Source organism: Aquimarina muelleri DSM 19832 (assembly GCF_000430665.1).
In the GTDB taxonomy this organism is placed as follows: Bacteria; Bacteroidota; Bacteroidia; order Flavobacteriales; family Flavobacteriaceae; genus Aquimarina; species Aquimarina muelleri.
Map to the genome: position 1 here is coordinate 1 of NZ_AUML01000022.1, position 17,742 is coordinate 17,742.

A 17,742-nucleotide genomic window follows, 5' to 3' on the forward strand; every position below is an offset into this window, starting at 1 on the left:
GTTTTTAGCATTCCAATATTCCTTTAAATTTATTTTTTTAACCATTTCCATAATATTATTATAAGCCCCCTTGCTAATGATTATGATATCTTTTTCCTTTTTTACTTCTACAACAGGGTTTATATTTTTTAGTACCTCTGCAATGATTTCTTTTGCAGATGGTATACGGCTTAGTTCTACTATCTTTTGTTGTACCAAAACCCGTTCTTCTTTAGATAATTGATTGTATGTAGAATTGCTATCTAACATTAGTAATACATTGCTTTGCCAAGCTGTTTATTTTGTATCAGTAAAAGGGTGCGGGAGCAATCCTAAAGTACGAGGCTCTAATTACACAAACTCGACTTATATAAAATAGCAGATTACCCCCGCGATTCCTTTTACCCTACCTATTTTGATAATGCGTTTACATCGACTTGGGGTAATGTACTAGTTTCTATAACTGCAATTGGATGAAAACATAGTGCTTCTCCCTGTGATATACTCTCTAATGCTAATGAGGATTTACGTATGGTATTAGCGATATCAAAAGTGGTTTGTCCTTGTTTACGACAATCCTTAATCCAGTTACGCAACAAAATTGCATAGCCCTTATACTGATCTATAGAGTAGTTAAAGTGCCATTGCTCTATATGCAATAGTTTAAGCACTTGGGCTTCAAAAATCCTACTCTCTTTTTCTGGACTTGATTTTACAATTGTTTTCATATTTCAATTTATTAGGGTTATCGATATATTCATTTTGGTGATTTTTATATTAATACAGGAGTAATCGTATAAGCAATAGGTTTAACCAAATCCCAATTTGATTGCCTGAAATTGACTACTCCTGTTTAAGATTCTTATGTGTTTTAAATTTCTTTTCAAATACTTATTTAGAGTTAATTTGATCATATTCAATAAAAACTCTTTTTATCAATCTGTTTATTTTATTAATTCTATGATCATTTAATTTCCGCTGATATTTATAAAATTTTTGCATTGTCCCTCTTGGAAAATTTAACTTTCTATCCAATCCAGAACAGTTTAGTATATCTTCATTTTTTTTGAGCCACATTTCGACTTTATTTCTTTTTTCTGGTTTCATCTCAATACAGACTTTAAGATCACAAAGTATCTTATTCTAAACTTGTAGAGAAGCAGAGAAACTAATGTGGGATAATTCTCAATACTCTAATAACAATTAGTAAACTCACGTTTACTAATACATTTTTTATTAATCAAAATAGTTTGTTTTTTGTATTCTTAATTATAAGGATAATTGAAAAAAGCCTACATTTGTTAAGAAACACATGCAATATTACCGAAATAATTGGTATTAACCAAAATTATCGGCATAAAATTACCCTTATGAATCATTTTTCTAGCAATATTGCTTTCCTTTTAAAGAAAGGTAGTTTGAGCCAAGAGGCTTTTGGACAAGTCATTGGAAAGAAAAGAAGTGTTATAGGCTCATATATAAGAGGAGAATCTCAACCAAATATCGATACCCTGTTAGGTATAGCTTCTTATTTCAAAATAGGATTAGATGATCTAGTTTGCAAGAATCTTTCAAGAATTGATATGGATAAGCTGATACCTATAGTTTATGAGGATGAAAAACATGGTAAATTAGATAAAAAGGTTTTGATGGAGATTAGAGAGAAAGTAGATTATGTCTATAAATATGTGAGTAAAAGTAGGGCGAAATCTGACTTAGATAATCTTCGCAAACTGATAGAAGAAAAAGAAAATTCTAATATAAAAACCGGGGGTTAAAATTTTGTCTTATGAATAAAAAAGGAATTCAGCAATTTAACATCTTCATCTTTTATATCTTTTACTTCTTGAGCTTTAAATTCTTCATATAGTGTAGTAAAAAGCCGTTTAGCTTCATCTATATTAATATTACCATCATTCAATTGTTGCTGAATGTTTATAGCTAGTAGTGATAATTTTTGATAATTATTAATCTTCATATAAAAATACCCTCTTACTTACTTTTGTCAATTATATTAGCGGATAATTCTAATGCACTTTCCAAAAATTTGGTTCTATCGATACTGTACTTTTTCTTAAAAATCTTAATTCTCCAATTCAAAATGAGTTTTGTGAAGAAAGAAATTAAAAAAGCACATATGAAAATGGACAAAATATAGCTCCAATATGGCATATCTGAAATTGGTAGAAAAATCCATGAAAGGAAAAATAATGAAATAAACATTATTGTAAAACCTAGAAAAGTAATTGCTTTTGATAATTGTTTTAAATCTTCAGAAACCGAGAAAAATAACATTACTACTGATATGATTAAAAAACACAAAGGAAGACTCAAAGCATATAAAAAAGTATGAATATTTTTAAAACCAAATATTTTCTCTTTTTCTTTCTCTTTGTTAAGTAGTTCAAATAATTGTAAAGCATCTATTTCTCTTTGTTTGTAATTGTCAATAATATCTGGAAGGGAACTATTTAATTGAGAAGATGTGACTTTATTATTTGTATAATCCGTTATCAAGATCAAAATATCTTGATTTAGTTTATTTCTTTCTAATTTAGCTTCACTATGTTTTTTTCTTATTTCGGAAAGGTTTTTTGATTCGGGATTAAAAAAAATATGTAAAAAAGCCGCTATTGCGATTACAATAGCGACTACATAGAACAAAAAATTCTTTAATTTTTTATTAGTTGGAGTCTTCTCCGTCTTCTTTGTCTCCTGTAGAGGGAACAATTTCTTTGTCGATTGCATATTCGTAATCAATTTCTTCGTCTACTGTTTCTCCAGTGCACGCAATAAATGAATTTGTTAAAAATATAAAAAGAAATGCTAAAAAAAATGGTTTAATTTTCATCTAAACTGAATTTAATAAATTTATAAATAGTGATACAACTTTACTTTTATGTAAGTTGCTGATAAACAATAAAATTAAATAAATATTAATAGAATATGAGTACTGCAATTTTAATATTTTGGCAGTACTTTTGCCTGATTTTTATCAAAATACGGGGCTTAAGTCCCACATTTTTGGTTTAAAAAAGTGTTAAAAACGCAGATTTTAGTTTTTTTTCAAAAAAACTAATTATAAATAATTGATTTACAATATATTAAAAACACAAATTAATTACGTTAAAAGCGTAATTTCTAATGTTTTTGATATATCAACAGAGGATTTAATGGAGTGGGCAAAAGAAGATGTTAGGAGTCAGTTAAGAGTCGCAATGAAGGATAGCCTAAATGAAGAATTTTATAATGAAAGATGATTTTAAAGAGTATTATGGTTTTGAACTTGGCTACTAAAAATGAGAACCACACTCTATGAGAGTAAGTAGCAAAAATACATTTAAAAAAACTCCAATTTTATTAAAACCATAAATAAAACATATTGGTATATGATAAATTTAGAAATAAGTAGTAATTTAGTTATCTATAGATAGAAGTGTTACTAAATTTCAATCTAATTCTATTATAGAAAGTTATACGACTGCCGATAAAAGCAGAGTTAATCCAAATCGCTGTGCTGACTACCTATAAAGTAGAAGCATGGTTATACTGTAACAAATGTATTCTTATAAAAAAGATGATATGTTCATCGATTTAAAAGAAGTATGTAAAAGAATTAAGTGCAACGACATTCGTACTGCGATCAAATGGTGCAAAAAGAGTGGGATTCCAATTATTCGTAAAGGAAGACACAAAATTACATATAGATTTCTTGTTGATGTAGAATCAGACAAAGAAATTGTGAAATTTTTTAAATCTAAATATCCTGAATCCTGGAGAAAAATGTACCAACTTTATCTTAACAATGACACCATTGAATATCTCCTAGAAACGCAGGAAAAGAACATAACAGATACAGTGTCGAAAATCAATTAAACCCTAGTTTATAATTAAATAATTAGGGTAATTAAAAAAGCAGATGATGCTTAAAAGTTTAAAATCTTTTCTAAAGCATCATCTGCATCTTTGTGAATAAAATTACCTTGATAACCAATAGTTGTACTTAAACTTGTGTGCCTGTATAATTTCTGCAGCATCTGTGGTGAGACCTTGTCTCCTGCTATATTACCAAAACTATGTCGTGCTATATGATTTGTGAGTTTTTTGTCAATATCAGCTAATTTAGCCATCTCGGCAAGATTATTATTAAATTTTTTAGTAGCTGTTTTTATTTTAGTATAAATATCCTTTGTGTCTTTAGGATCTGCTTTTTTAAGTTCTGGAAAAATATAATCATTAGTTTTTTCTTGGCTCTCTCTATAAACATCTAAGATAGCTACTACTCTTTCTGGAAGCTTGATAGAAACAGCTTTATTGTTTTTCCCCATTTTATAATATAACCTATCCTGCTTTATATCACTCCATTTCATTTTTAGAACATCTGCAATACGTATCCCTGCAAGGTAAAATGAAAAAAGAAAAACATTTCTGGTATGAGCAATGGTTGTACCTTCTTCCAACTCCAAGTTTTCTATTCTTCTTAACTCAAATTCATCCAGACCTATCTTTAAAGTATCAGGTAGTTTTATCCTAATTTTATCGCTCCCAAATGGATAATTTTTACTTTCGACGATTCCCATTTTAATAGCTCTATTAAAAAGCAATCTAATTAATATAAAAATATTCATTATAGACCTTTCGCTAAGAGTACCTTTTGCTTGGAGATAATATTTAAATCTATTCAGTAATGTCTCATCAATTTCATTAAAAGGTAAACTCTTACTACCAACAAATTCAAAAAGGCTATTAATCTTACTATTATCAGAAATTGCTCTATTATGTTTTTTTGCTCTTTTCAGGTTTTTTATATGTTCCTCTGCCAATTGAAAAAAAGTTTCTCCAGTCCCATTCCCTTTTACTTCATCTATAATTTGTCTTGCTGTGAACGATTTTTTAGATGCTTCATATTCTAATATCAAATCCTCTATAGCATCATATTTTTTTCTAATAAGCCTATTTAATTGACTATGTTTTGGATTTTTATTTGTCACAATTCTTCCTTGCTCATCCCATTCATTCTTTTGATTAAGATTAGCGAGATACAGATAATTTTGTTTACGATCCTTAGTTACCCTTATTGCTATTCGATAAACCTTACCTCCAAGATTATCTTTTTTAGGATGTAGTAGTACTTTTATAGTCGCCATTATTTTCATTTTATTCTGTTCGAATATAGCAAATATTTAAATAATGGGTCATACATAGGTCATACATTTCATGTTTCTTAATGATTTCGTACATTTACAAAAAACATTAAAACTCTTTATTTTCAATATCTAACAAAACATTATAGCTTATTAGAAACCATTAAGAATCATATAATAATAGACTTAGGATCTAGTGCCGCGAGGTGTGGGAGTTCGAGTCTCCCCGCCCGCACAGCAAAAGAAAAGCCGACTTTAACGAGTCGGCTTTTTTGTTTAGAACGTAAACTATGTGTCAAAATCTATATTCTGAAAACAAAGTTTATGCATCTCTTTTAATATATTGTCACATAAATTCTTTCTTTTTTTTAGCATTAAATAATACGTAATAATTTAACGTGCAGTTATTTACATATATATATCATCTACCATGAAATATGATGAAATATTTTTTAGTGCGTAAAATCCCTAATCTTGTACCAACAGACTATTGAACCATTTAAAAATATTAAGATTGAAAAGGGTAATCCATGAAAATTGATATTAAACTAGAAAAGGCTATATACAATTTAATCCACTTAGAATGGGCCATATCTCAAAGCTTAATAGATAAAGCTACATATCTTGAAAATACGCCATTTAAAGATTATGCAAAATGGATGAAAAAACGTGGAGAAAAGGAACATGCACATGCTTTATATCTTTTTGAATACTTAAAAAAACGTGTAGGTAAATTAGAGTTAAATAATTTAAAAAAAGCAGAAAACCTTTACCCATCACCATTTCAAGTGTTTCAATCTGCATTAAAAGATAAACATGAAGTCATTTCCTCAACAATAGATTTATATGCTTTGGCAGTTGAATTAAAAGATACTGAAAGCGAACAAGTATTTCACGCTTTCATTAATGAACATATAAGTGAAGAAAAACACATTTTTGATATCCATCAAAAAATAAAACTCACTAAGAATACTCTAATTCTTACACCATATTTAAAAATTGAAAAACGAAATATGACTGAAGTAAGAGAGTAAATAAGTAAAAATCAAATACGTTTGATTGTATTACCAAGAACAAAAATACTGTAAACCAAATGGTTATCGAAAAAAGCAACTGCAAAACATATAATTGCTATCATAAGAATTGGTGGATCAACAAATATTTGAAGATCGTAATTTCTAATATTTATTTTAAAAATTAGAGATTGCAAAATGATGCTTTATTGCACATTAACTACGTTCAGGAAAAGAAAGTTAATCGCTTTCTAAAAAGGAGTAAAGAGTCTTTGGGGGTAAAGGCTCTTCTCCTATTTCCTTTTTAATTATTTTATAATTAAAAAAAGTAAGAATTCAATCTTTTTTAAATGCTCCTCCTATTTTAGGGTATTGATGATTAGAAGCATTTAAAATCCCATAACCCCCAAATAGTTTGGTGTAAGTTGTACGTATACTTTTGGTTCTATCTTTTTTGCTCTGCCTAACGTTATTTTAAAATGACTAAGGCTTCTTTTGTAAGTAAATTTACCAGATTTAATTTTTTTAGGGCAAAGAATATCTCTAATTGCCGCAACTCTCCTTTCAGTACAAAAACCTGATGTTTTTAATTTATGTAAAAAAGCGTCACTGTATTCTATTCCTTTTTTTAGATGAAACTCAATGCCTATAGTTGGTAACCAAACATCATTAAACTCTATTGCTACACTAATATAGGATACCATAGAGATTCCTTCGAACTGTTTTATTAACACCTCTTTATCTCCCGGCCAATTTATTTTATGTAAAAAAAGCAATAAACTATCCTTTTCAAAACCTCTTATATACATTCGTGTAGTTTTGCTATCTCCACGAGAATGCATTACTCCAAAGTGCTCTATATATTGACTATCTTCTAAAGCATTTATACATTGTTTTAGAAATTCTTGATTTTTATTATTAAGCGACTGTAAATTTAATACTTCAAAAAAGCTAGTCATTTCAGCAAGTGTTATACTTTTTTGTTTTGGACTAATAAACAGGCTAGGAATCTGATCTTGTTCACTACCATCCAAATCTGCTTCTATCCAAAAACTTTTAATAGCTTGTTCTTTTTCTTGCAATGCAATACAGTTACTAAACCAAATTCCAACTTTTTTATGATCATGAGTTTTATCAAAATATATTTTAAAAAACTGTAAATCTTCCTTTTCTGATATTGCCATTGCAAGATCAACTTGGTCTTTACCATCTTCGACTCTGAACTCAAACACATAAGATATATGAAGTCGCGGATAAAAGCTAAGTAATTGTTTTTCTAAACTATTTGCTGCTAAAAAAGAAACCATACACCCTTCTCCAACAGGAAAGATGTATGGCACTATATTATTAGGTATTATATTTACCAAGTTTTTGGTTCTACCAAATTATCAAACAATATTTCTAATTCTGCTTCAGAATTTGGGTAACTTGATTTTTCAATTAATGTATCTACTAATCTTTGACTCATTTTTGGTTCTATTTGACTTTGAACATTTGCTATACTTTCTACAAAACTTGAGTAATATTTCTTACTATTTTCTATAGAAGATCGCATTAGTGTTGCTAGCTTAGTAAATTGACTCTCGGGATCATTACTTATAATATTAATAAAATTAATAAAAGCATCCTGATCCTCTGAAGTCCATGAATACCCCCAAATCAAATCGGTAGTTGATCTCCCTATAACTTTATTTACTGCCCACCAATTTGGATCCAAGTTTCTGATATCTGAAAAAATCGCAGAGGTCATCGTTCTTGCAGCTTCATCCAACTGCATTCGATCATAAATCAATTCTGTAATTTTATCCTGATATTCTAAAACCTCTTCTTCTCTGTTATTTTTTACTGCGTCTGCCATTTTTAGTTCAAAACCTTTCATAATGGTTTTTGTATTATTCTCATTATTCGCCAATATTTGCATGAATCTAATTAAATCACGATTGATTTCCTCAGTAGTTGGCGCAGCAGTTTGTACGGTTTTAAGTGTTTCGGTTTTCATAATCATTAGTATTTAGTAAGATTTATTAATATAGATTCTTGTGGTATGTTAAATAAATTAGTTTTAGAAATATGCTCGACAATCTCTTCAGAAAGCCCCATGATATTTATGAGTACTTGTTTTCTCTCCTCCTCATTTAATTCTTTCTTTCCTAAGGCATTTTTAGATTTCGTATAGTATGTAGTGCCTACAATACTATGTATTATTCCTTCTTCATTTTTACGAATATATACGCAATCATTAAACAAGCTATTGTGTATGCTTGCTATATAAAATTCTACTATTTGTTCTTTAGAAATTCTATTTTTATTAATTGCGCATGGCATATGTTCTCTTTTAGTACAATGCTCAAAGATAATTTTTGTAGTTTCAGAATTGCGAATTAATTGAATAGGATGAACTGGGTTTTCTATATGTACCCCATCTATCTTTATTGGTTGTTCGTTTAATATAGAAGTATCGATAATATATTCTTTCCCTTCATTAAGGGATACTAATAGACTAACATGATTAACCTCTCCCATATCTCCCATAGAGCCTGTAATCATGCGAACATCAAACTTAAAATATTTTAGCAATTCACACATTGCATTAGCAGTTGTCCAACAAGTACCCCCCAACCCATGTTGTAACCATATTTCAAAAAACTGATTTGCGTCGATTTGGTCGTGATCAGAGAATTCCTCTTCAGTAAGCTTAAGTCTTTTCCAAAAATTATCAAAAGGAATATTTCTACACCAACCACGATACAATTTCGTTAACCCTTCTTCATTAGATGTTAATGGCAAATTTATGGCTAAGCGTTCTAAAACTTTTCCTGCAACCTCAGGAGTCAATGTAGTATCTAATAATACATTTTTTGGGTCATTCATTATTCTAATTCTTTTAAGATATTACCAAATTTTGTTCTTTAATTAAAGTAAGAGAATGATTTGTAAGAATACTTATATCTTCTATATCATTGTACTTGCTAATATCGATATTTTCTTTTAAAAGAAAACTTTTAAAAGCCTCTGAAACGAATAATTCTATCCATTTCGATTTTTGATTTTTACATATTCTTATTGCTTCTATAAAAGCTTTTAGAGCCTCTTCTTTTTTATCTAAACCATCCAAAGCTTTTGCTTTAAAACAATAAGCATATCCTATCGCAAACATTACGTTATGTTCTCTTGCAAATTCTATAGATTCATTTGATATTTTTAGAGCTTTATCAAATGCATTTTTATTTAAACAAGTAACAACCTCTACTAAATCATAATAGGTTTTGGCTGAGGTTTTTGGCGCCCATTTTTTTCGAGCTTTCTTATATTGATTAAAAAACACCTGTTTACCAGATAGAGCCTCTGCAGAAATCTTATTTAGATTAATTGCGCTTTCCCAATACGGAAAAACACCTTTTTCCTGACAAAGGATTGTATTTGGATTTATTTTTTTTAGTTGTTCTTTTTCATATTTACAATTTGGCAAAAAAGAACATATATATAAATAAAGTCTAGATGTTTGCGCAAAAATTCCCATGGTTAAATTTGGCCAGTTATAAGATTCTGTTTCTTCTAATGTCTGTTCCATTATAGCAATTGCCCTATCTGCTTCGCCAATAAATAATCTTGCTAAAGATTCAAAACTCTTACATACAATATAGGGATCCAAACCATCTGTTACTAATTTTCGTTTTCCTTGCTCTTGATTATAGATTTTATAACATTTTTGGCAAGATCGAATACAACTCTTAAAATCTCCTTCAAAAAACTGAGTTTGACTTAAACAATCATATGTCTGTGCCAAATAACTAGTGTTATTTAATGCTTTAGATGCATTCATCATTTTTTTGGTAAGCACATGCATCTTAGCTATATTCCCGTTGGTACATTCAAAAATCCACATCCCTTTTGCTAAGGCAAACTCTAACTTATTATTAGTAGTTGCAGACCCTTTTAATAAAGATTCTGCCAAACGGTAATTTTCTATTATCTCAGGGTGGTTCCATCCTAGCTTATTGGTTAAAACTGCTGCTTTATGAATTCTTAAACTTGCTTCCTGAACTTTATCATAATCTGATAAAGTCTTTTTCTTCATTAAATCTATAACTAATAAAGCTTTATTGGTTAAATTTAACGATTCCATATGCCCAAGTTTCTTAAGCATTTCTAGATCTGCTGCTATTTTATAAAATTTTATAGCCTCTTTATGTTCTTCAGCTTGATAAAAATGGTATGCTAGATTTTGAACATATTTTTTAGGAGATTTTTTAAAATAATATTTAAGATTAAAAGCAATTCTTCGGTGTGCTTCTTTTCTAGGGTTAGATGTCATACTTTTAAATGCAGCATCCCTAATTAATGCGTGTCTAAACATGTAACTTCCATCCTTTACTTTTCGTCGTCTATAAATAATATTTGCATTTATAAATAAATCTAAATCTGCTTGCACCATCGCTTCATCTTTTAATGAGGACTTTACTAACAGATCGTATGTAAATTCACGCCCAATTGTTGCTGCTAATTGCGCTGTTTCCATAGCCACCCCAACACTTTCTAACCTTGCTTGCAATAGTCCTATTAATGTAGATGGCACTTCTAAGTCTTCTATTTCATGTTTAAATTCGTATTTACCATTTACTAATTGTAAAAGTTTTTTCTCTAGCAGCATATAAGTCAATTCTTCTGCATAAAGTGCTATTCCATCTGTTCTTTCTGAAATAAACTGTAATACATTTTCACTAACTTGAGCTCCATTAAGTATCTCTTCAATAATGGGTCTTATTAATATATTTTCTAGAGGAGAGAGTTCTATTTCTTCTATTAAATTGTTTATCCAATCGGATGTAAATTCTGGTCGTGCTGATAAAATTATCAGACATTTATCTTCTTTATTTTCTTGTAATAGTTGTTTAAGAAAAGATTCACTGGTAGGATCTATCCAGTGCAAATCTTCAACAATAAATAAAAATTTATTTTGATCCCCTATGCTAAATATTAACTGCTGTAAGATGTCTAGAATAAATTTTTTTTGTTCCTGTTGTGATATTTGAGATTCCTGCTGTTCTTTAATTGGTATAGAAAACCACGAGCAAAGTATAGGCAATGATAATTTAAGATCACAATGTGCTACCAGAAGAGCTTTTTCTAATTTAGATATTACCTCTTTATTTTTAGAATTTTCTCTAATATCGAGATGTTTTTTTAGTAGTTCAAAAATTGGATATAAGGCGTTATTTTGATGCTCTGGCAAACATCTACAATGATGTACAATCCCTTTTTTTATTAAAATTTGTTGTTTAATTTCATAGATTAATTTAGACTTACCTATTCCAGCTTGCCCCTTAATCATAATTCCTTTACCACATATTTTTTCCTTTTGCCAACGATCTAGAACGATTTTTATCTCTTTATCTCTTCCAATAATTGTTCTTCCTGCACTTCTTGGATTTAAAAACAACAATGACTCTGTTTGGCGCTCTCCTAATAATAAAAAACCATTTTCTGAAGGTTCAAATTCTAAAAAGGGATCCAATAATTTTTTTGTTTGTCTACTTACCAATACTTGCCCAGGTTCGGATCGATAAAGTAAATTAAATGCTATATTTGGGACCATTCCTTCTGGAGTATCGTCTCTTTTGGATAGCACCATTCCTGAGTTTATCCCCATTCTAATATCCAGATTGACCCCATGTTCTTTATACAAAAGTGCATTTCTGTTTTTTACTTCGTTCATTAGTTCCAAAGCTGTTCTACCTGCCATTCGTGCATCATTGTCGCTAGATTGAGGGTATCCAAAATAAACTACCACATTATCTGCTAAAGTGCCTGCAATATGTCCTCCGTAACCAACAGCTACATCAAGGCATAGATTTAATTGGTCTTTTTGGATAGTGTCAAACGTTTCTAAATCTAGTTTTGTTGCCTTTTTTAAGAGTAAGCTTAGCTTTATACAAAGTACTGTTATTTGTCGTTTCTCGCTTTTATTATGATGCCAACCAAGGGTATTTACGAGGGTTAATTGATCTTCTGCTCGATCAACATTTTTTTGACGAGTTAACTTATTAAAAACATCACTTACATCTATTTTTGTATACTCTTCATAAACAGTACTAGCGTTTCCCGCTCTTCGAGCTGGATTTTTTATAAGTATTCTGTTTAAAATATCCGCCAAAGGATGCCCTATTAATAAATTTGGTAAAGGAACATTTTCTGCACTTAATTGCTTTTGTAGAATTTCAGATAAGCTTTCGCCATTCATTACCTTTTTTCCTGTAATACACTCTATCAAAATTAATCCCCAGGCATATAAATCTGATTTAACCGTTGGTGGTTCTCCTCTTAATTGTTCTGGTGCACAATACGCAGGAGTTCCTAACATTTTTTGTGTATTATCTAAACTTTTACGGTCGTATTTTTGATTATTTTGAGTAAAGAGTCCTATTCCAAAATCCAGAACTTTAGCATACGATCTGGATCCTGTTTTTATTATCATTATATTTTGTGGTTTTAGATCTCGATGTACTATACCTTTTGCATGGGCATATGCAATAGCATCTAATACCTGCCCCATGAGCTTACTTATTTCTATACCCGAAAATTCTTTTTTTCTGGCTATAAACTCATTTAATGTTTGTCCTGATAAGTATTCAAATACAGCGTATGGTTCTTTTTTATTTGTATATCCTTTATCTAAAAGTTTTATGATATTAGGGTGGTTCATTTCTGCACATAAACGTGTCTCTCGCTCAAAGCGTGTAATTTGGTAGTCTCTTTTTTGAATATTAGAAACTCCTTTAAGTTTTAGCATTTTTATTGCAACAACCTGCCCAGTACTTTCTTGGGTTGCCCTGCATATAACACCATAAGTTCCTTCACCTATTATCTCGTGAAGAATATAATTATCGAGTTTTTTTAAAGTAACTTTCTTCAAAAGAATTCAGATTATGCTTCATTTATTTTAATATGCCCGTAAAGCTCTCAAAAATAATTTTTCAATTATAATTGGCTAGAAACAACCAGTATTTCTCCTTCATTTTTTTCTTCTTTTAAAATCTGAAAAAAATGATGCGCAAAACGAATTTCTCCTCTTCTTCGTTCAATAACATCCATAAATAAAGAACCATATGGTTGTATCCCTAATAACTGTTTTCGAAAACGGTGAATTTGAAGATTTAAATAATATGCATCAATTTCTTTGTATAATTCTTTTGACATTTGATCTACCAGATCCTCTATCGATATCCACCCATGATCATTAAATATATCTTCATTATTCATATCACAAAGTCTTTTTCTTGCTAACATTAAAAGCAAATAATGATGTACTCGTTCCCCCAAATCCAGCTCTATCGCGTCGACAACAACTTTTAAGCCTACATGCTCTTCATCTTCGCTTAAAGAAAATAAAAAATTTGCACTATCTACAACGTTACCATTATCAATAGTGTCCTCCAGAGGTTCGTTATCTATAAATTGCCACTCTTCTCCATTAAGGTGATAGGATTTGCCATGTTCAAATTCTATAGTTAAAGAAGCTGTTTCTGCTTTCCACTTTTTGTCTTTAGAAAAATAAATAAGTATCTCTGCATCTTTACCATTAGGTAATATATGACAGCTATTAAGCTCCAATATTGTTTCTGGGCTTGTTAAAGATCTTAAATAACTAGACGGCTCTTTAACATCTATTAATTGCCATTGTGCTAATTTGCCTTTACCAAATTGAATCGTAACATGTTCCGTTAGTTTTCGTGTAGAATGATGTACATATTCTCCATTTACTAACGTCCCATTACGACTGTAATCTTGTATATACCAATCTTCATTTTGCCAAAATATAACGGCATGCGATTGTGAAACATCCATATCTGGAATATAGGTTATAGAGTTTTGTTGGTTTCTCCCAAATGTATTTTGCGTATTTAGTATAACAATTTGCCCAGATAATTTATTTTTAATAGTTGCCATGGTTGCTCTAAGGGTATTTGTGAAGTATAGGTTTAAGAGTTGCTATTTAATTTTTATAAAACTAAATAATTACTTTATCAATTTACACAATTTACTTTAATCAACAAATAAATAAACTGAGTTTCCTATACTTATATTACCACAAAAACAATTATAAAAATGAGGGACATATAAAAAGACACTATAAAAATTGAAATCATATCAAGAACTACAAAAAGTGATTATTGGTATATTTATGTTATATCACAACTAAAATATGTAGTTTTTTTCTGACTTTATTTTTGAAATTTTAATCCACATTGTGGAGTTTAATTTAGGGGGCTTGCCTCGAAAACAAAATATATTTTCGAAAGCATACCTCATGAGCTTGCCCGAGGTTATGGATTTATTATAAAACAATTATTTATCCTCTTACAATTACTAAGATCCTAGGATTACTAGCAACTGATAGTTGTATTTTCAAATATTTGATTTTTAGTTATTTATTAAGAATTTATCTTGTTTCAAATAAAAAAAGCAGAAAGTATAATCAAAAAAACAGTAAATATTTTACGGGAAACCGTAAATATTTAAAAGCTTCTTACTATATTGGCATGTAGGAAAATACTAAATGAAAATTAATATATTTTATAATGGTTGGTTTATAAAATCAATCGTTATTCAGACCCTGCTTTTGTTGGCTCGCCAAAGTTTTACAATTGTGGGGTTGTTTTTATAATTAAATCCTTAAGGAATTAAAAAAACGTTTATTTCATTTTTACGATAGGCAAAATAACTAACCATCATAGGCTCTATCTCAAAGTTAAAGCTAATAAATGACAAATCCTTATGCGCATTCATAATAAAATCGTTAAAATCGCTTAAATCTACTTTTAAAAACATCCAAATCATCAAATATTTACTTATTTTTTACGTTCCTGAACAGGTTTGATTTCTAATACACTATTTGATTATAGGATGGGAAACTAGAACTCTACCAACTCATAATAACCCTAAATCTTTGGTCATTGCTACCAGATGTATTGCGTTTTTGGCTTTAAAATTAAATTTTAATTTATTCAGACGTTTTTCTATAGAACTTATACTATTAGGAGAGATATGGTTTTTCTTAAAACAATCTCCTATCTCCTCTTGGGTAAGACCATCTGATAAATATTTTAATAGTAAAAGATCGTAGTCTTTTAGTTCAAATACGTTGTTTTTACTCATTGCACTTTCTAATTGGGGAGAAATATATGTTTTATCTTCATAAATTTCTTTCACCGACTGTACCAATTCATTTAATCCATAACGACCTTTGCAGATATATCCATTAATACCTAAATCATTAAAAAAAGATTTTACTTTACCAGGTCTGTCCTCCATAGAGTATATAATAATTTTTATATCTGGTTGTATTGCTCGTATAGCTTCTATAAGTTGAGTACCCGAAACTAATTTTCGTTCTCGATGGCTCTCTTTAAAAGAAAGGTCAGTTATAAGTAGATCAAATGGGGAGTTATCACTACAGGCTCTTCTAAATTTTAGGTAGGCTTCATCACAATATTGAGCTTGTTGTATCTCTTCAATCTTAGCTCTTTCATTAAGAATCTGAGCGATTCCATGATTAATGCTACCAAAATCTTCTGCGACTAAAACTTTTTTAAACATAATACTGTATTATAATTAACTCGGGAAATGTATTTTAGCTTTAAAACCTTTTCCTTTTTCTGAATCAAATATAAACGATCCTCCAATCGTTTTTATACGGTTTTCCGTATTCTGTAGTCCATTGCTATATATTATCTCTTCGGCAGATACGCCCACGCCATTATCTGCATAGGTTATAGTAATATTTTTAGCCATCTTTTTAAAGGTTATCGCTACCAATTCTGCCTGGCTATGTTTTTTCATATTAGTCATTAGCTCCTGTAAGGATCGGTGCACAATAATCTTTTTTTCTGGGTTAATAGATTGCCAATTAATTTCATTTATATCTTTTATAATAATTTTGGTATCATTAGAGCTATAACTACTCAACATATTATTAAGTTCTACGCCATATTCCTTGCCAGTTTTAAAGCTATTATGCTCTCTGGAGATATCTCGGGTACTTTTATAAATACCCTCTAATTTATCCAACATCTTCTGAGTATCAGTATTATTATTTTGCATCTGAATCATCACATGATACACATCATTGGCTAACTCATCATGCAATTTTTTAGAGATACGGGTTTCTGCATTATAAACTTCTCGTATTTTTTCTCGTTTATATCGTTGTTTAAAAAAATAAAAAACCACTACCCCACTTAAAAGTAAAAATAAGGTGCTAAAAAGATAAATTATTTTTTGGCGCTCTTTTCTTGCTGTTTCTGCTTTTAAAATTAGATTCTCGTTAGTGAGTTTATCATTTTCATAGCGAGTTACTGCATAGATCTCTCGATTATTTTGATTAGCTTCTTCTAATTCTTTGTGGATACGATCATATTCTATAGCTTCTTCTTTTGTATTTTCTCTTAATTTGAAAATAAACCCTAAAGATTCTAGTAATTGTGCCAAACTGTGCTGCTTTTTTGCATTATAATAAGCCGCTTCTGCGTGCTGCAATGCTTTATCTTTATTCCTTTCAAAATAGTATTTTGTTAAATAAATATTATTAGTAATTGAACCTAATACATCGTTTATTTCTTTTTGTATTTCTAACGCTTTTATCAATAATTCTTCTGAGTTTTCATTTTCTCTATTTCGTAACCATTGCACATATCCGAGATTACCTAATACTCTTGCATATTCACTTTTATCTTGCTGTACAATCTTATCCTTTTTTAATATTTCTAATATAGTTATTGCCTCTCTGTAATTACCTTGATTTGCTAAGATTAAAGCCTTAGTATTTTTGAGCATCAAAATATTTTTGAGTCTTATTATACTAATAGACAGACTATCTTTACCTAGTGATAATGCTTTCTCGTTATAACGCAATGCTTCTTTATAATTTTTTTGCATTCTATTTGCTACTGAAATTATATGATGAAATCCTACTAAGCTTCTTAAGTCATCTGTATGCTCTAAATACGTTACTCCATCAATAGCTGTCGTTTTACTGCCAGAATAATCCCCTAATGAAGTCTGTATATTTGCCATATATAGCAAACTTCTCCCTGCAATAAGACTATCATTTATAGTTTTGTACATTTTAAAAGCCTTAGTATGGTATTTAAAAGCTTTGACTAGTTGATTATTGCTTTTATGATAGATCCCAAGTTTTGTTAAACTATATCCTATATAAAGAGTATCTCTTTTTTTTTTTGCTAAATCATATAATTGATGAGAATACACAATGGCACTATCATATTGCTTGGCCTTATTTAATAGTTTTGTTTTTCGCATCAACCCCATATAAACCAAAGAATCCTGTTTTGTTAACAACGCTCCTTTTAAAAAAGAAGAAATATACTCTAAGCGCTTTGACATTGATAGAGTATCCATATCACTTTGCTGATAATAATATGTAAGAATATCTAAATCTTGAGTGAATAAAGAATTTTCTACTTTTATCTGCCCAAAAACAGGAATAAAATTATATAAAAATATAATCCTTATAATAGCATAAGAAAGGAAATCGACGCGCCAAAGTTTCATCCCTCTAAAATACTAAATTAAATCCAGCGCATATA

Annotated in this window: 18 protein-coding genes; 4 read left to right on the plus strand and 14 right to left on the minus strand. The window is 29.6% G+C overall.

Translation table 11 applies throughout. The features are described from left to right. Both H527_RS21780 and H527_RS0109650 read right to left on the minus strand, forming a co-directional pair. The coding region (locus H527_RS21780; protein ID WP_035087777.1) for a hypothetical protein at positions 1 to 249 on the minus strand (249 nt) is incomplete at its 3' end. Between the two features lie 140 nt (positions 250 to 389). Beyond that, the gene (locus H527_RS0109650) at positions 390 to 707 is read right to left on the minus strand and encodes a hypothetical protein (RefSeq protein WP_027412525.1); all 318 of its coding nucleotides are present in this window, start codon (positions 705 to 707) and stop codon (positions 390 to 392) included. 642 nt (positions 708 to 1,349) lie between these two features. Between H527_RS0109650 and H527_RS0109660 the strand changes: the two genes are divergently transcribed. Further along, positions 1,350 to 1,757 (plus strand): helix-turn-helix transcriptional regulator, encoded by a 408-nt coding sequence (locus tag H527_RS0109660; RefSeq protein WP_027412527.1) that lies wholly within the window; start codon positions 1,350 to 1,352, stop codon positions 1,755 to 1,757. Here H527_RS0109660 and H527_RS0109665 read toward each other — a convergent pair. From H527_RS0109665 to H527_RS23930, 3 genes are read right to left on the minus strand one after another with little or no spacing between them, the layout of a single operon-like run. After that, on the minus strand, positions 1,754 to 1,957 hold the full coding sequence (locus tag H527_RS0109665) for a hypothetical protein (protein ID WP_027412528.1): 204 nt from the start codon (positions 1,955 to 1,957) through the stop codon (positions 1,754 to 1,756). The two genes, H527_RS0109660 and H527_RS0109665, sit on opposite strands and share 4 nt — an antisense overlap. 14 nt (positions 1,958 to 1,971) lie before the next feature. Beyond that, positions 1,972 to 2,643 carry a hypothetical protein gene (locus tag H527_RS0109670; protein ID WP_027412529.1) on the minus strand — a complete coding sequence of 224 codons (672 nt, stop codon included), beginning with the start codon at positions 2,641 to 2,643 and terminating at the stop codon, positions 1,972 to 1,974. A gap of 19 nt (positions 2,644 to 2,662) precedes the next feature. Then, complete coding sequence (locus H527_RS23930; protein ID WP_155837852.1) at positions 2,663 to 2,830, minus strand: hypothetical protein; 168 nt, start codon at positions 2,828 to 2,830, stop codon at positions 2,663 to 2,665. A gap of 238 nt (positions 2,831 to 3,068) precedes the next feature. Here H527_RS23930 and H527_RS23935 point away from each other — a divergent pair, with 238 nt between their 5' ends. Continuing rightward, positions 3,069 to 3,239 carry a hypothetical protein gene (locus H527_RS23935; RefSeq protein ID WP_155837853.1) on the plus strand — a complete coding sequence of 57 codons (171 nt, stop codon included), beginning with the start codon at positions 3,069 to 3,071 and terminating at the stop codon, positions 3,237 to 3,239. Between the two features lie 322 nt (positions 3,240 to 3,561). Continuing rightward, positions 3,562 to 3,855, plus strand: coding sequence for a hypothetical protein (locus H527_RS0109685; protein WP_155837854.1), 294 nt, complete (start codon positions 3,562 to 3,564; stop codon positions 3,853 to 3,855). Positions 3,856 to 3,905: 50 nt separating this feature from the next. On the opposite strand, the gene H527_RS0109690 is transcribed toward H527_RS0109685, so the two are convergent. After that, on the minus strand, positions 3,906 to 5,126 hold the full coding sequence (locus H527_RS0109690; RefSeq protein WP_051316714.1) for a site-specific integrase: 1,221 nt from the start codon (positions 5,124 to 5,126) through the stop codon (positions 3,906 to 3,908). Between the two features lie 527 nt (positions 5,127 to 5,653). On the opposite strand from H527_RS0109690, the gene H527_RS0109695 reads away from it, so the two are divergent. Then, a complete protein-coding gene (locus H527_RS0109695; RefSeq protein ID WP_027412532.1) occupies positions 5,654 to 6,157 on the plus strand; it encodes a ferritin-like domain-containing protein in 504 nt (167 codons plus the stop codon). A gap of 368 nt (positions 6,158 to 6,525) precedes the next feature. On the opposite strand, the gene H527_RS0109700 is transcribed toward H527_RS0109695, so the two are convergent. The 8 genes from H527_RS0109700 to H527_RS0109735 all read right to left on the minus strand — a co-directional run bounded on the left by H527_RS0109700 (position 6,526) and on the right by H527_RS0109735 (position 17,707). After that, a complete protein-coding gene (locus H527_RS0109700; protein ID WP_027412533.1) occupies positions 6,526 to 7,503 on the minus strand; it encodes a hypothetical protein in 978 nt (325 codons plus the stop codon). After that, entirely contained in the window at positions 7,497 to 8,135 is a 639-nt protein-coding gene (locus H527_RS0109705) for a hypothetical protein (RefSeq protein ID WP_155837855.1), read from the minus strand. The genes H527_RS0109700 and H527_RS0109705 overlap by 7 nt, the downstream gene beginning before the upstream one ends. A gap of 5 nt (positions 8,136 to 8,140) precedes the next feature. Beyond that, positions 8,141 to 9,007 carry an arylamine N-acetyltransferase gene (locus H527_RS0109710; protein WP_027412535.1) on the minus strand — a complete coding sequence of 289 codons (867 nt, stop codon included), beginning with the start codon at positions 9,005 to 9,007 and terminating at the stop codon, positions 8,141 to 8,143. A gap of 13 nt (positions 9,008 to 9,020) precedes the next feature. Beyond that, positions 9,021 to 13,049, minus strand: a complete 4,029-nt coding sequence (locus H527_RS0109715; protein WP_027412536.1) for a TOMM system kinase/cyclase fusion protein — start codon at positions 13,047 to 13,049, stop codon at positions 9,021 to 9,023. Between the two features lie 65 nt (positions 13,050 to 13,114). Further along, positions 13,115 to 14,083 (minus strand): FHA domain-containing protein, encoded by a 969-nt coding sequence (locus H527_RS0109720; protein WP_027412537.1) that lies wholly within the window; start codon positions 14,081 to 14,083, stop codon positions 13,115 to 13,117. Between the two features lie 726 nt (positions 14,084 to 14,809). Beyond that, positions 14,810 to 14,974 (minus strand): hypothetical protein, encoded by a 165-nt coding sequence (locus H527_RS24190; RefSeq protein WP_162143814.1) that lies wholly within the window; start codon positions 14,972 to 14,974, stop codon positions 14,810 to 14,812. Positions 14,975 to 15,064: 90 nt separating this feature from the next. Beyond that, positions 15,065 to 15,733 carry a response regulator transcription factor gene (locus H527_RS0109730; RefSeq protein WP_027412538.1) on the minus strand — a complete coding sequence of 223 codons (669 nt, stop codon included), beginning with the start codon at positions 15,731 to 15,733 and terminating at the stop codon, positions 15,065 to 15,067. Positions 15,734 to 15,748: 15 nt separating this feature from the next. Continuing rightward, positions 15,749 to 17,707, minus strand: coding sequence for a tetratricopeptide repeat-containing sensor histidine kinase (locus H527_RS0109735; protein ID WP_027412539.1), 1,959 nt, complete (start codon positions 17,705 to 17,707; stop codon positions 15,749 to 15,751). Positions 17,708 to 17,742 lie beyond the last annotated feature (35 nt).

Coding starts and splice junctions, on each gene's coding strand:
- H527_RS0109650 (WP_027412525.1), bottom strand. CDS start 707: ATGAAAACAATTGTAAAATCAAGTCCAGAAAAAGAGAGTAGGATTTTT.
- H527_RS0109660 (WP_027412527.1), top strand. CDS start 1,350: ATGAATCATTTTTCTAGCAATATTGCTTTCCTTTTAAAGAAAGGTAGT.
- H527_RS0109665 (WP_027412528.1), bottom strand. CDS start 1,957: ATGAAGATTAATAATTATCAAAAATTATCACTACTAGCTATAAACATT.
- H527_RS23930 (WP_155837852.1), bottom strand. CDS start 2,830: ATGAAAATTAAACCATTTTTTTTAGCATTTCTTTTTATATTTTTAACA.
- H527_RS0109685 (WP_155837854.1), top strand. CDS start 3,562: ATGTTCATCGATTTAAAAGAAGTATGTAAAAGAATTAAGTGCAACGAC.
- H527_RS0109690 (WP_051316714.1), bottom strand. CDS start 5,126: ATGGCGACTATAAAAGTACTACTACATCCTAAAAAAGATAATCTTGGA.
- H527_RS0109695 (WP_027412532.1), top strand. CDS start 5,654: ATGAAAATTGATATTAAACTAGAAAAGGCTATATACAATTTAATCCAC.
- H527_RS0109705 (WP_155837855.1), bottom strand. CDS start 8,135: ATGAAAACCGAAACACTTAAAACCGTACAAACTGCTGCGCCAACTACT.
- H527_RS0109710 (WP_027412535.1), bottom strand. CDS start 9,007: ATGAATGACCCAAAAAATGTATTATTAGATACTACATTGACTCCTGAG.
- H527_RS0109720 (WP_027412537.1), bottom strand. CDS start 14,083: ATGGCAACTATTAAAAATAAATTATCTGGGCAAATTGTTATACTAAAT.
- H527_RS24190 (WP_162143814.1), bottom strand. CDS start 14,974: ATGATTTGGATGTTTTTAAAAGTAGATTTAAGCGATTTTAACGATTTT.
- H527_RS0109730 (WP_027412538.1), bottom strand. CDS start 15,733: ATGTTTAAAAAAGTTTTAGTCGCAGAAGATTTTGGTAGCATTAATCAT.
- H527_RS0109735 (WP_027412539.1), bottom strand. CDS start 17,707: ATGAAACTTTGGCGCGTCGATTTCCTTTCTTATGCTATTATAAGGATT.